At 68.4% G+C, this 13274-nt stretch carries 10 protein-coding genes; 3 read left to right on the top strand and 7 right to left on the bottom strand.

From position 1 onward, the window contains the following. Positions 1-42: 42 nt before the first annotated feature. From SACXIDRAFT_RS10625 to SACXIDRAFT_RS10595, 7 genes are all read right to left on the bottom strand, one after another. Positions 43-2130 carry an NHL domain-containing thioredoxin family protein gene (locus SACXIDRAFT_RS10625; RefSeq protein WP_050986926.1) on the bottom strand — a complete coding sequence of 696 codons (2088 nt, stop codon included), beginning with the start codon at positions 2128-2130 and terminating at the stop codon, positions 43-45. Positions 2131-2313: 183 nt separating this feature from the next. After that, complete coding sequence (locus SACXIDRAFT_RS10620; protein WP_040922125.1) at positions 2314-2514, bottom strand: hypothetical protein; 201 nt, start codon at positions 2512-2514, stop codon at positions 2314-2316. 94 nt (positions 2515-2608) lie between these two features. Continuing rightward, positions 2609-4957, bottom strand: a complete 2349-nt coding sequence (locus SACXIDRAFT_RS10615; RefSeq protein WP_006238559.1) for a translocation/assembly module TamB domain-containing protein — start codon at positions 4955-4957, stop codon at positions 2609-2611. Between the two features lie 166 nt (positions 4958-5123). Further along, the gene (locus SACXIDRAFT_RS10610) at positions 5124-5879 is read right to left on the bottom strand and encodes an amino acid ABC transporter ATP-binding protein (protein ID WP_006238558.1); all 756 of its coding nucleotides are present in this window, start codon (positions 5877-5879) and stop codon (positions 5124-5126) included. Continuing rightward, a complete protein-coding gene (locus tag SACXIDRAFT_RS10605) occupies positions 5879-6688 on the bottom strand; it encodes an amino acid ABC transporter permease (protein ID WP_006238557.1) in 810 nt (269 codons plus the stop codon). Before SACXIDRAFT_RS10605 ends, SACXIDRAFT_RS10610 begins: the two co-directional genes overlap by 1 nt. A gap of 103 nt (positions 6689-6791) precedes the next feature. Further along, the gene (locus tag SACXIDRAFT_RS10600; protein ID WP_006238556.1) at positions 6792-7610 is read right to left on the bottom strand and encodes a basic amino acid ABC transporter substrate-binding protein; all 819 of its coding nucleotides are present in this window, start codon (positions 7608-7610) and stop codon (positions 6792-6794) included. 107 nt (positions 7611-7717) lie between these two features. Continuing rightward, complete coding sequence (locus tag SACXIDRAFT_RS10595) at positions 7718-9145, bottom strand: M20/M25/M40 family metallo-hydrolase (protein WP_006238555.1); 1428 nt, start codon at positions 9143-9145, stop codon at positions 7718-7720. Positions 9146-9535: 390 nt separating this feature from the next. On the opposite strand from SACXIDRAFT_RS10595, the gene pdhA reads away from it, so the two are divergent. The 3 genes from pdhA to SACXIDRAFT_RS10580 are packed head-to-tail and all read left to right on the top strand — an operon-like array spanning position 9536 to position 13262. After that, complete coding sequence (gene pdhA, locus SACXIDRAFT_RS10590; RefSeq protein WP_006238554.1) at positions 9536-10747, top strand: pyruvate dehydrogenase (acetyl-transferring) E1 component subunit alpha; 1212 nt, start codon at positions 9536-9538, stop codon at positions 10745-10747. After that, positions 10747-11829, top strand: a complete 1083-nt coding sequence (locus SACXIDRAFT_RS10585; RefSeq protein WP_006238553.1) for an alpha-ketoacid dehydrogenase subunit beta — start codon at positions 10747-10749, stop codon at positions 11827-11829. Before pdhA ends, SACXIDRAFT_RS10585 begins: the two co-directional genes overlap by 1 nt. Before the next feature lie 8 nt (positions 11830-11837). Further along, a complete protein-coding gene (locus SACXIDRAFT_RS10580) occupies positions 11838-13262 on the top strand; it encodes a dihydrolipoamide acetyltransferase family protein (protein ID WP_006238552.1) in 1425 nt (474 codons plus the stop codon). The last annotated feature ends 12 nt before the right edge of the window (positions 13263-13274 follow it).

The raw sequence follows: 13274 nt of genomic DNA, 5'->3' as shown, positions 1-13274 counted from the left end.
TACGTCGCGGAAGGGAACCGGAATCCGGCCCGGGCCTTGTGCTTACCCGGCCGGAGTTCCCGCCATGACGAGAGGCAATCCTGCCGCCCCACCCGATTCGATCCGGACGGGGACACCCCAATCCTGGCGGGTGATGCGGCACACTGGATGCTCGACCGCTTCGTCGGAGGAGCAGCTGGCGGCCTGCGCCACCACCTGAAGCACCCCGCTCTCCACGTCACTGGAGAGCGTGACGACGCGGTCGAGTTCGGTTCCCGCACCTCCGCCGTCCACGAGCAATTCCGGCGGGGAGGCACTCACCTCGAGGCGGGTGGAAGGTCCGTACCGGTCGTCGAGCTTGTCGCCCGGCGGCGGCACGAACGTCACCGACAGCCGCACCGTGCCGGGGGCCAGCACGGTCGGCGGGCGTCGCACGACCAGCGCCGCACCGTCCACGACCTGGCCTCCCGCCTCGTCGTCGCCGCCGAGATCCAGCGGGGAGAGCCGGTGAGCCGCCGACTCCACCACCAGCACCCCGGCGTCGGTGACCGCGAACCCGGAAGGCTCGGCGAGGTCGCGCGCCAGCGTGGTGACCACGCCGGTCGAGGGATCGAAGCGCCGCACCGCGCCGTTGTAGGTGTCGGCAACACCGATCGAACCGTCCGGCAGCACGGTGACGCCGAGCGGGTGCTGCAAGAGCGCGGTGTCGGCCGCGCCGTCCCGGTGACCGAACGTGAAGAGGTCCTGTCCCACGGCGGTGCGCACCACGAACCCGCCGGACTCCGCTGTCTTGTCCGTGGCGCCCGCGTCGCCCGTGTCGCCCACGCGCTCCACGTACCGCAACGCGGACGTCTCGGCGTCCACGAGCCACAGGCGGTCGCCGTCCACGGCGAGCCCCGAGGTCTGGGCGAAGAACGCCTCCGTCGCGGCGCCGTCGCGCAGTCCCTCGACGGTGGTTCCCGCGAACCGCGAGACCGTGGCCTCGACGGGATCGAAGAGGCTCAGCGTGTGGTTGCCTGCCATGGCCACGACAACCCCTCCCACGGTGTCCCACCAGCGCACGTCCCACGGACTCGTCAGGTCAACGTCGAGCGCCGCGCCCGAGTCGTCGCCGTCACGCCACTGCCGCCCCGTACCCGCCACGGTTCGCACCGCGCCGGTGCGCAGGTCGATGGCGCGCAGCAGGTGGTTCGCGGTGTCGGCGACGAGCAGGTGGTAGCCGACCTGCTCGGCGATGTGGGTCGGCAGCAGCGTCAACCCGGAAGGCTCGGCGAAGCGGGCGATGTCGAACGCACCATCCACCGCACCCCGTTCGCCGTCGCCGAACCGGCGCAGCAACGTTTCGGCATCGGAGGCGAACTCGGCGATCGAGTGGTTGGCCGCGTCGGCGACGAGCACGCGGCCCTCTGCCGTCACCACAGCCCTGGAAGGGAACCACAGGCCGTCGAGCCGCCTCGCCGTTCGGCCGGTGGCGTGGGGCTGTCCAGCGGTTCGATCCTGCCCGGAGGCCTGACCTCGCCCGGTTGGTCGGCCCTGATCGGTGGTGTGGTCCTGGCCGGTGGCATTGGGCTGCCCGGTGTTCGGCGCCCTGTCGAGCGCGTTGGGACCACGACGCAACGTCGCGTTGCGCTCATGGAGCGCCACCAGGTCGCCGATCACGCGCCGCAGGGCGTCACCGTGGCCTTCACCTGCGGCGACGTGCACCACGTAACCCTCCGGATCGACGACCACGAGCGTCGGCCACGCCTTCACGGCGTACTCCTGCCAAAGGCGCATGTCGGGATCGCTCACCACGGGATGCTCGACACCGAGGCGTGCGACAGCGGCTGCCACGGAGTCCCGGCCGCCCTCGTGGGCGAACTTCGGGGAGTGCACGCCGACGGTGACGAGCACATCGGCGAACTCTTCCTCAAGCGGCCGTAGCTCGTCGAGGACGTGCAGGCAGTTGACACACCCCGAGGTCCAGAAGTCCAACAGGACGATCTTGCCGCGCAGGCCGGCGAGTGTCAGCGGTTCGCCGCCGGTGTTCCACCAGGCGTCGCCGGTCAACTCGGGCGCACGGACGCGGGCACGGGGCTTCGGCTGCTCAACACTCACATCGGGAGTCAAACAACACCGCCCTGTGCGACGTTCCCCGGGGTGGCCTCCCATCGGAGTCGTCGCCGTCGAACTGACCGCCGACCGCGACGAGGAGCGTCGGTGATCTAGCTGGACTCGGCGGCCTTGGTGAAGCTCTGCCACCGGGAGCCGGCAACCAGAGAACTCGTCGCCTGGTTGCGGGAACACCCCGCTCGGACGATCCCGAGAAGCACGACACGGTGCCGTTCGCGGTGGTCACCGGTCCCTGATGGGACCCCCCGCAGGCTCGGTGAGCGTCACGGTCGGATTGCTCGGCGGCTGTGGCCCCGACGAACTCACAGGCACAACCTGCCTCACCGAACAGGCGGACACGCAGGTGACCACGAGCGCGGCGGCGACGAACGGCTTGACGTATCGCATGGCGGCGTTGGCTTCACTCGAACGGGTCTCGGACACCTGTCGTCATCGCAGCCACAGGCTGCGATGTTACGACTCCGCACCGAAACCGCCGCCGACGTCACGCGCCGTCCCGCGCGTGCTCCGAATCCCCTCAGTTGCCGCTGTTGCGCCGCAGCGTCCTGGTGACACCCGCCGCGACGGTCGTGACGAGCACCCAGCCCATCGCGATGAACCCCGTTGCCACCCACTTGTCCACCCCCGCCATGTGCCAGCGGCCCTTGTTGCCGAAGTCCGCGATGGGCACCAGCAGGTCCACCGTGTACAGCACGGGATTCCACTCCAGTCCCGTGTCATCGACGTTCACGGCACATCGCTCGCCGATCACGACGAACCGAGCGGCGTCCGCCGCGCAGTCGTCGCTGCCGAGCGCGAACCACACACTGCCGAGCGCGAGCAACGCGAGCAACCACCCCAGCGCTCGCACGGGACGGTAGCCGTAGCCGACCATCCACCGCTGCAACCAGCTCCACAGCCGGACCCCCGCACCGAAGAACCAGCCGTAGCCGGTGGCGAGCGCCTCGTACCGGTACTGCTGCTTACGCATGAGGACCGTGTCGGCGTGTTCCTCGTTCCCGCAGGCCCGCAGCATGGCGGCGAGCTGGTCGTAAGGGCCGGGCCGGTAGCCGCGCATCGCGTGCCGCAGCCACCTCAGCCGCACCTCGATCTGCCGGTCGTCCTTCAACGGGATGGGGTCGTCGAGCGCCTCGTAGCGAAAGTCCTCCAGCTCCACCCCGCCCGTGGCGTGCCAGAGCTGCTCGTTGTCGTGCAACGTGCCGCACTGGGCGCCCCGCAACGACACCCTGCCGTCCGGTGCTTCGGCCGGGGTGAGCTCGAACTCCTCGGCAACGGCGTCACCCGCGTCGAGCGCAAGACCGCTCTTACCCGCCGTGAGCAGCGCGCCCGAGATACACAGCTTCCGCTTGATCACCGCGCCGTCGAGGGTCACCCCTCCATCGCCGGAGAAGGAGTGCCCCGCCCTGCTGTGCATCAGGACGCTGCGCGAAACCTGCACCGAACGCAGATCGACGGCCCACTGGGCGGACTCGTCCTCCTCCGGCTCCGTCACGGTGGTGTTGCGCAGGTCAATGCTTCCGCCGACCGTCATGCCCTGTAGCCGGAGGGTGCCCTTCATGGTGCACGCGCTCAGCATGAGGTTTCCCGACACGCGACTGCGTCGCGCGGAGAACACGTCGCGGCAGGGATGCGAAAGGTGCCCGTCCCTCACGAACACGTTGCCACGCACCGTGACGTCAGCCAGCCTGAACTGGCCCTCCGTCCGCAGCTTGCTCCCTTCGAGATCACCGTTGATCTCACTGCCGTCGAGGTGGATGGCACGATCCATGTACGGCGGGTTGAGGTTGCGGGGGACCACGACCTTCGCCCCCGCCAGCCGCAGTGACCCCCCGATATGGGTGTTGACCATCCGCAGGGTCCCCGTCGCGCGCAGCCCGTCACCCATCTCGACATTGCCATCGACATACATGCGGTCGGCGATGAACGCCGGGTGGGGATCGACGTACCAGTCGCCGGTCTTCCACGCGTCCACGGCGATCTCACCCGCAGGATCGACCTCCAGCTGCGCGCTCCTGAACACCAGGTCACCCGCGACCCGCATGCTCGGCACGTACACCATGCCGGTCGCCGAGAAGGCTCGCGGAGCGCCGGGACGGTAGTTGTCCACCTCGCACAGCATGCTCCCGGACACGGTCATGCCGTTGCCGTTGAGCGCGAAGCCCCCCGGGTTGCTCAGCCTCGCGCCGGAGAAGTTGACGTTACCGCCTGCCCGCAGCCCCGGGATGCGAACCTCGCCCTCCGTGGTCAGCCGATAGGCGAGGAACGCGCCGGTGACCGCGAGCCGGTCGGCCTGCAACGCCTTGCCAGCGGGATGGCTGATCCGGGTTCCCGTGAGGATGACCGTGCCCTCCACGACGGCGTCGGTGAGATTCACCGCCGCGTTCGGCACACCCCGATCGGTCTGCGTGGTGAGCACGTCGGTGCCACTTTCGGACCTGCTCCCGTCCACCTCGACCCGGCAGCGGATGAGCCGGACGTCGTTGCGGCTGCGGAGGTTCCGTGCCTTCAACCCCGGCAGCCAGCACCGCAGGAACGACAGGCCGAGCACGTTCGCCTCTCGCACGTCGGGCGGATACTCGAAACGGCAGTTCTCGAAGCGGAACAGCACACCGAGGTCGGCTGCCCTCAGGTCGAGCCTTCCCCTGACGAAGCGGTTCTCCAACTGGAGGATCGGCGCGTTCGTGGCTTGGCGACGCCAGCGCAGCAGCCCCCGCCCGTCCTGTTCGAGCAGCGGCTTCAGCAGTTCCTCGGCCTCCACCGTCGCCGCTTCGGGCGGGTCGGGGTTGAAGGGGTCGAAGTCGATGGGCTCCTGGCCGTCCCCCTCGGGGTTCTCCGGCCCAGCGGATCGCCACCGGATCGCGGGCACCGTTCACCTCCCTCGCTCGCCGCACCAGAGCGGCAGGGAAGACCACGGCCGCCTTCACTGGGACGATCGCCGAGAGCGATGAGTTCCGCGCGGCGGGTGAACCGTTCCGGTGTCAGAGCACAGGTCCGGTCCACCGGCCTCGCGGAGCCGGCTCGTGAACCGAGAGCTACTCGTCAACGTGAACCGGGTTGAGCACGCGGGCGAGGAACGTCTGCGTGCGTTCCTGCCGGGGATCCCCGATCACCTGTTGCGGCGGGCCCTGCTCGACGACCACTCCGCCGTCCATGAACAACACGGTGTCGGCCACCTCGCGGGCGAACTGCATCTCGTGCGTGACGACGAGCATGGTCATGCCCTCGTCGGCGAGTTGGCGCATCACCCTGAGCACGTCACCGACGAGCTCGGGGTCAAGCGCTGACGTCGGTTCGTCGAACAGCATCACCGCGGGGTCCATGGACAGCGCCCTCGCGATGGCGACCCGCTGCTGCTGCCCCCCGGAGAGCTGCGCGGGCATCGACCCGGCCTTCTCCGCGAGACCCACCTTGGTGAGGTTCTCCATGGCGACGCGCTCGGCCTCGGCTTTGTCCCGCCGCAACACCTTGCGCTGCGCGACGGTCAGGTTGTCGAGCACGGAAAGGTGGCCGAACAGGTTGAAGCTTTGGAAGACCATGCCGATGGTGCGGCGCGCCCTGTCGATGTCGCAGTCCGGATCGGTCAGCTCGTAGCCATTGACCACGACCTTGCCCGCGTTGGGCTCCTCCAGCAGGTTCACGCATCGCAGCAGTGTCGATTTGCCCGAGCCGGACGGCCCGATGACACACACCACCTCGCCGCGCCGCACCTGCATGTCGATGCCCTTGAGCACCTCGAGACGGCCGAAGGACTTGTGCAGATCCGAGACCTCGACGATCAGATCACTCATCAGGCCGTCACCTTCAACCCTTGTTCCTCCTTGCGGCCACTGCGGCGCTCAAGGTAACGCGACAGGTAACCCAGCGGCACCGTGATGATGAGGTAGCACAACCCGGCGAGCAGGATCGGGGTGAGCGAACCGGTCGCGTTCAAGCCCTCCCTGCCGAACTTCGCGAGTTCGTACTCGTCGCGGGCGAGGCCGAGCAGGTAGATCAGAGACGAATCCTTGGTGAGCAGGATCAGCTCGTTCGTCAGCGGCGGCAGGATGATCCGGAACGCCTGCGGGATCACCACCGTCATCGTGGTCCTCGACTGCGACATCCCCAGCGACCTCGCCGCCTCGATCTGACCGTGCGGCACAGCCTGTATCCCGGCGCGCAGGGTCTCGGCGATGTAGGCGGAGCCGACGAGGCCCAGCGCGATGGCGGCCGTGGAGTAGATGTCGAAACGGATGCCGAACGCGAGCGGCACACCGTAGCCGAGCGCGATGAACACCAGCAGAGCCGGGATTCCCCTGAAGAATTCGATGTACAGCGTCGCGAGCCAGCGGTACGGACCCACCGACGACAACTTCATGAGCGCCAGCACCATGCCGATGCCCAGCCCCAGCGCGAAGCCGAGAACCGTGTACACGATGGTGTTGACCAGCGCGTCAGTCAGGATCGCGGGGAACTGGGTGGAGGCCGCGTCGAGGTTGAAGAAGGCGTCCTTGATCGTGCCCCAGTCCGCGAGGACTCCCAGCAGCACGAGAACAAGGACGAGCACGGCGTACTGGACACCGCGGATCAGCTTCGCGCGTTTACGTCGTGACATCGCCATGGCGACAACTCCTCGCTCAAGGCGCGAGTGAGGGCCGCCCGGACCGTGATCGTCCGGGCCGCGCCCTCACCGTCGGCCTTTGCTCTCGAAGTGGCTTGTCCGGTTACTTGCTCTCGGGTTTCTTACCGAACCACTTCTCGTAGATCTCGTCGTAGCGGCCATCCTTCTTCGCGGCGTCCAGCACCTCGTTGACCTTGGCAAGCAGCGCGCCGTTGCCCTTGCGGACAGCGATGCCGTACTGCTCGCCGGTCTCGAACTCGGTGGTGACCTCCACGTCGGGGTTGCTCTTGACGAAGTCGTACAGCACGGAGTTGTCGTTGATACCGGCGGCGATCTGGCCGGTCTTCACCGCCGTCTCCAGCAGCGCGAGATCCTCGAACTGCCTTGTGGTGTAGCCGAACTCCTCCTTGTGGTCCTCGGCGTACTGCTCGCCGGTCGTACCGAGCTGCACCCCGAGGACCTTGCCCTTGAGGCTGGCGAGGTCGGAGATGCCGGAGCCCTTCTTCACCAGGAGGGCCTGGTTGGCGTCGTAGTAGCCGTCCGAGAAGTCCATGACCTTCGCGCGCGTGTCGTTGATGGTCATGGCCGCTGCGGCGAGGTCGCACTGGCCGGTGTCGAGGGCGGCACCCGACTCGATGCTCTCGAACGAGGTGTCGAAGATTTCCTGCTCGACCCCGAGGTCCTCGGCGACCAGATCGACGAGATCGACGTCGAAGCCCACCGTCTTGCCACCCTCGGTGAACTGGAACGGCTTGTAGGGCAGGTGCGTGCACGTCGTCAACGCGCCGTCGTTGATCAAGTTGATCTCGCCGCCGGCCTTGCTGTCTCCGCTGGTGTTGACCTCCTCCGCGCAACTCGCCGCGGTGACGGCGAGGGCGAAGGCGGGCAGGAGGGTCAGCGCCCTGGTGATTCGACGCGCCACGATGTCACTCCTCGTAGTCCATACCGGCCAGTTCATGCATCCTGCCACCTGGATGCGCTAAAGCGCACCCTTTGATTCGTTACAAGCTCGTCGCGGCGCAGCGCTCCTCAGCGTCGGGCGTGCGCCTCGAGCACGGTGGCGATCGCCTCGGTTACTCGCTGTGCGTGATCGAGGTGAAGCCACTCGTCGGGCACGTGGGCGTTCGAGTCCGGCCCGAGTGCGCCCGTGACGACGAACTGAGCCTCCGGGTACTTCTCGCCGAGCAGGCCCATGAACGGGATCGAGCCACCGAGCCCGATGGTGCCCCACGGCTTGCCGAAGACGTCCTCACTGGCCCGATCCAGCGCCTCGGCCAACCAGGGCGACAGCTCGGGCGCGTTCCAGCCGTCCGCCGACTCCATGCCGGAAAGCTCGACGGTGGCGCCATAAGGGACGTCGGTGGTGAGTGCCTTCGTGATCGCTTCGAGCGCCGCCCGCGAGTCGGCTGTCGGGGGGAGGCGGAAGCTCAACGCGAGCGTGGTGCTGGTGCGCAGCACGTTGCCTGCCTCGGCGGGGTCCGGCATCCCGGACGCGCCGATGATCGAGAGCGTGGGCCGCCAGCTGTTGTTCAGCGACAACTCCACCTCGTCGTCCACCACGGGCCGCGTGGTGCCGTGCCACGGCACCGAGCCGATGAGGGAGCCCGGCGCGGCCTCGACACTCGCCCTCGTCTCCTCGACGCGGTTGGCCGGGATCTCGACGTTGCACTCGGCGAGCTTGATCGCACCCGTCTCGGAGTCCTCGAGCCGGTCGAGCAGCGTGCGCAGCACCCGGAACGAGCTGGCCACGATGCCGCTGGCCATGCCGGAGTGCTGGGCCGTCTCCAGCACCCGCACGGTGACGTGCACCTGAGCCATGCCGCGAAGGCTCGTGGTCAACCACAGGCGCTCGTAGTCGTTGCCACCGGAGTCGAGGCAGACCACGAGCGAGACCCGCCCGAGCCGCTCGGACAGGTGATCGAGGTACGCGGGCAGGTCGGGGCTTCCCGACTCCTCACCCGTTTCGAGCAGCACGACCACACGGGCGTGTGCGCCACCGGCCTCGCGCACCGCCGTCAACGCGGTGGTCGCCGCGTACCCGGCGTAGCCGTCGTCCGCCGAACCGCGCCCGTAGAGCCTGCCGTCACGCACGACGGGCGTCCACGGGCCGAGGCCGTCGGACCAGCCGCCGACGGGAGGCTGCTTGTCCAGGTGCCCGTACATCAGGACGGTGCCCTTGTCCTCCGCGCCCTCGGTCGCGGGAACGTCGAGGAACAGCACAGGGCTGCGGCCGGGCAACCGCACGACGTCGATCTGCGAGCCGGGGAGTTCGCGCTCGGCCAGCCACCCCCTGACGTGCTCGACCGCCGCGTCGAGGTGGCCCGTCTTCTCCCACTCCGGGTCGAAGACGGGCGAGAGTGCGGGGATCGAGACGAGCGTCGAAAGGCTGGGCAGGACGTCGTCGGACCACATCCGCCGGACTGAGTTCTTCACATTTCGCGGTTCCACGCGGCTCATCGTGCCACCCGCGCGCGACAGTGAGCCTCGTCACAAACATCGATCGAATCGCGGTGACGCGAACGGACACGCCGTTTCACACGCGGTGGCAGGACGCGACGACGGCGCTTGTCGGCACTGGTCGGCACCCGTGCCGACAACCATCGCCCTTACGACCTTCGGCGGTTGCACCGTAGGTCGTCAGAGCATTTCCGCAGCTCAGCAACGCTCCGAGGGGAACAAATCGGTGTCGAGGGCTCTCCATAACGGCGGTTTCCATGCCAGGATGAGCGTCGTGAACCGTCACCGCCGACGGTCATCAGCGCTGCGGACCCAGTCGCGCATCCGGTGACCGGCGGCGCGTCGCAGGTCGCCACAAGCGGCCGTGCGGCACGACACCAAGGAGATGCGATGTCGTCCCCAGAACAGTGGACGCGCCCGCGATCTGGCGCCGGACCGGCCGCGACAGCGGCGCAGCCGTCCCCGGAACAGGTGATAGCGGGATTGCGAGCGACCACCGAAGGCGGAGCTGAACTCACTCAGCTCCTCAACCCCGAAGGCGAGCGACTGCCGTCAGCGCAGTTCGACCCCTACGTCGCCGACGTCGATGCCGAGGCGCTGCGAGGTCTCTACCGCGACATGGTTCTCGTGCGGAGGGCCGACCGCGAATCCAACGCCATGCAGCGGCAGGGCCAGCTCGGCATCTGGGTGCCGCTACTGGGGCAGGAGGCGGCCCAGATCGGTTCGGGCCGGGCTCTCAAGCCGCAGGACATGGCGTTTCCCAGCTACCGCGAACACGGCGTCGCCTACGCCCGCGGTGTCGATTTCAAGGAACTGCTCGGCATCTTCCGCTGCACCGACCACAGCAGCTGGGACTTCCGTGAGCACCGGTTCCACCCGTACACCATTGTGATCGGCAACCAAGTCCTCAACGCGGCCGGTTACGCGATGGGGCAGAAGTTCGAGGGCAAGGTCGGCGACGAGCCCGACGCCGAGGCCACCATCTGCTACTTCGGTGATGGCGCCACCAGCCAGGGCGACGTCCACGAGGGCTTCGTGTGGGCCGCCGTGTACGACGCGCCGCTCGTGTTCTTCTGCCAGAACAACCAGTGGGCTATCTCGGAGCCGACCGAGCGGCAGTCGCGGCTCCCGCTGTACCAGCGAGCCAGGGGCTACGGCTTCCCCGGAATCCGCGTTGACGGCAACGACGTGCTCGCCTGCCTCGCGGTCACCCGCTGGGCTCTCGACGAGTGCCGCAGGGGCAACGGCCCCGTGCTGATCGAGGCGTTCACCTACCGCATGGACGCCCACACCACCACCGACGACCCGACCCGCTACCGGCTGTCGGACGAGGTGGAGACGTGGAAGCTCAAGGACCCGATCGAGCGCGTGCGCGTGCATCTCTCCCGCACGGGGGGAGCCGACCAAGCGTTCTTCGACGAGGTGCAGGCCGAGGCCGACCGTTTCGCCGCCGAGCTGCGCGACTACTGCTTCAACATGCCCGACCCGCCGCCCGAGCGGATCTTCTCCGCCGTCTACGCGGAGCCGTCACCGCAGTTGGAGGCCCAGCGCGAGGAGTTCCTCTCCTACCTCTCCGGTTTCGCCGACGGGGGTGAGCACTGATGGCAGCTCCGGCACAGCAGGCACAGCCGACGAAGTCGGCACATCCTGTGAACACCGCAAAGCCCACGACCGCAGACGACGTCCAGGTGGCCTCGACCGTGCAAAACCTCACCATCGGCAAGGCACTCAACGCGGGCCTGCGCGCCGCGATGGAGGCCGACGACAAGGTCATCGTGATGGGTGAGGACGTCGGCAAGCTCGGCGGCGTCTTCCGCATCACGGACGGACTTCAGAAGGACTTCGGCGAGCACCGTGTTCTCGACACGCCGCTGGCCGAGTCGGGCATCATCGGCACGGCGGTCGGCCTCGCCGTCCGCGGCTTCCGGCCGGTGTGCGAGATCCAGTTCGAGGGGTTCATCTTCCCCGGGTTCGACCAGATTTCGAGCCAGCTCGCGAAGCTCCACTACCGCACGCAGGGCGCCATCAAGGTGCCCGTGGTGATCCGGGTGCCCTTCGGCGGCGGTATCGGCGCCGTCGAGCACCACTCCGAGTCACCGGAGTCGCTGTTCGCCCACATCCCCGGCCTGAAGGTCGTGTCGTGCTCGAACCCCGTCGATGCCTACTGGATGATCCAGCAGGCCATCCAGTGCGACGACCCTGTGCTGCTGTTCGAGCCGAAGAAGCTGTACCACTCGGGAGCGCTCAAGGCTCCGGTCGATCCTTCGGCGAAGCCGGACCCGCTATTCGCCTCGCGCACCGTGCGGCAGGGCACGGCGGCCACGCTCGTGGCGTACGGCCCCTCCGTGCAGGTGTGTCTCGCGGCGGCGGAGGCCGCTGCCGAGGACGGTACCTCTCTGGAGGTCATCGACCTGCGCACCCTCTCGCCGCTCGACCTCGACCCGGTGTTCGAGTCGGTGCGCCGCACAGGACGGCTCATCGCCGTGAGCGAGGCGTCGTCCGAGTCGTCGCTCACCTCGGAGATCGCCGCCCGTGTGCAGCAGGAGTGCTTCTATTCACTGGAGGCACCGGTGCTGCGGGTCACCGGCTTCGACACGCCGTACCCGCCCGCGAAGCTGGAGGAGCACTTCCTGCCCGACCTCGACAGGGTGCTCCACGCCGTTGACCGCGCTCTGGACTGGTGAGGGAAGGTATGCCCGAGTACAAGCAGTTCCCTCTCGCCGACACCGCGGAGGGGCTGACCGAGGCCGAGATCATCGACTGGAAGGTCAAGCCAGGCGACGAGGTGGCCGTCAACCAGATCGTCGTGGAGATCGAGACGGCGAAGGCCGCCGTCGAGCTGCCGATCCCGTGGGCCGGTGTGGTCACCGAACTGTTGGTGGAGCCGGGGCAGACCGTCGAGGTGGGCACGCCCATCCTCACGATGGACGTCGATCCGCACGGCGAGGCGGGCCCTTCGGTGAACGGATCGGCGCCCGCCGAGGCGGCGAAGGCCGAGCAGGCCGACGAGGAGGAGATGAAGCCTCTCGTCGGGTACGGATCGAAGGCCGCGGCCGCCAAGCGCAGGCCACGCAAGCGGCAGGCCGAGGCTGCCGGGCCGGCACCGCAGGCCGCGCCCCAGCCGCCTGCCGCGCCGGCCGATCCGGTGCGGGCCGTTCAGGTGGTCAAGCCGAGGGAAGAGGCCGACAACGGCGTTCACGGCAACGGCACGGTGGACGTCTCGTATGTTCCGCTGGCGAAACCGCCGGTGCGCAAACTCGCGAAGGAACTCGGCGTTGACCTGCGCGCGTTGACCGGTTCCGCGGAGGGCGGCGTCATCACGCGCGAGGACGTGCGCCGTGCCGCGGCGGGGGAGACGGCGCCGGAGCCGACCGCCGCGACGGCTCCGTCGGCGCTGCCCGGCTCGTACGATCCCGCCACGCGCGAACGGCGGGTGCCCATCCGCGGTGTTCGCAAGGCCACCGCGCAGGCCATGGTCAGCAGCGCGTACACCGCGCCGCACGTCACGGAGTTCATCACCATCGATGTGACGCCGATGATGGAGCTGCGCGACAAGCTGCGGCGCACACCCGAGTTCGCCGACGTCAAGCTGACCCCGCTGGCGTTCGCGGCCAAGGCCGTGTGCCTCGCGGCGAAGCGCACGCCGGACGTCAACGCGGTGTGGGACGAGAACGCCGGCGAGATCGTCTACAAGGACTACGTGCACCTGGGCATCGCGGCGGCCACGCCGCGCGGCCTCATCGTGCCCAAGGTCCGGGACGCCGACGCCAAGTCGCTGGCGGAGCTGGCAAGGGCCATCGGGGAACTGACCGCGACGGCCCGCGACGGCAAGACGCCGCCGGAGGACATGCGAAACGGTACGTTCACCATCACCAATGTGGGGGTGTTCGGAGTCGATACCGGTACTCCGATCATCAACCCCGGCGAGTCGGCCATCCTGGCGCTCGGCGCGATCAAGGACATGCCGTGGGTGGTGGACGGCGAACTCGCTGTCCGCAAGGTGATGCAGCTTTCGCTCAGCTTCGATCACCGTGTGATCGACGGGCAGCAAGGCTCGCAGTTCCTCGCCGACGTGGGCGCGTTGCTGGCCGATCCGGCCGTGGCGATCACGTACTGATCACCCGCTGAC

This window comes from Saccharomonospora xinjiangensis XJ-54 (genome assembly GCF_000258175.1).
Taxonomy (GTDB): Bacteria; Actinomycetota; Actinomycetes; order Mycobacteriales; family Pseudonocardiaceae; genus Saccharomonospora; species Saccharomonospora xinjiangensis.
This window is presented reverse-complemented; position numbering and strand designations above follow the sequence as displayed.

Excerpts from the sequence above, each read along its gene's own strand:
- SACXIDRAFT_RS10625 (WP_050986926.1), bottom strand. The coding sequence starts at position 2,130 with ATGGGAGGCCACCCCGGGGAACGTCGCACAGGGCGGTGTTGTTTGACT.
- SACXIDRAFT_RS10610 (WP_006238558.1), bottom strand. The coding sequence starts at position 5,879 with ATGAGTGATCTGATCGTCGAGGTCTCGGATCTGCACAAGTCCTTCGGC.
- SACXIDRAFT_RS10605 (WP_006238557.1), bottom strand. The coding sequence starts at position 6,688 with ATGGCGATGTCACGACGTAAACGCGCGAAGCTGATCCGCGGTGTCCAG.
- SACXIDRAFT_RS10595 (WP_006238555.1), bottom strand. The coding sequence starts at position 9,145 with ATGAGCCGCGTGGAACCGCGAAATGTGAAGAACTCAGTCCGGCGGATG.
- pdhA (WP_006238554.1), top strand. The coding sequence starts at position 9,536 with ATGTCGTCCCCAGAACAGTGGACGCGCCCGCGATCTGGCGCCGGACCG.
- SACXIDRAFT_RS10585 (WP_006238553.1), top strand. The coding sequence starts at position 10,747 with ATGGCAGCTCCGGCACAGCAGGCACAGCCGACGAAGTCGGCACATCCT.
- SACXIDRAFT_RS10580 (WP_006238552.1), top strand. The coding sequence starts at position 11,838 with ATGCCCGAGTACAAGCAGTTCCCTCTCGCCGACACCGCGGAGGGGCTG.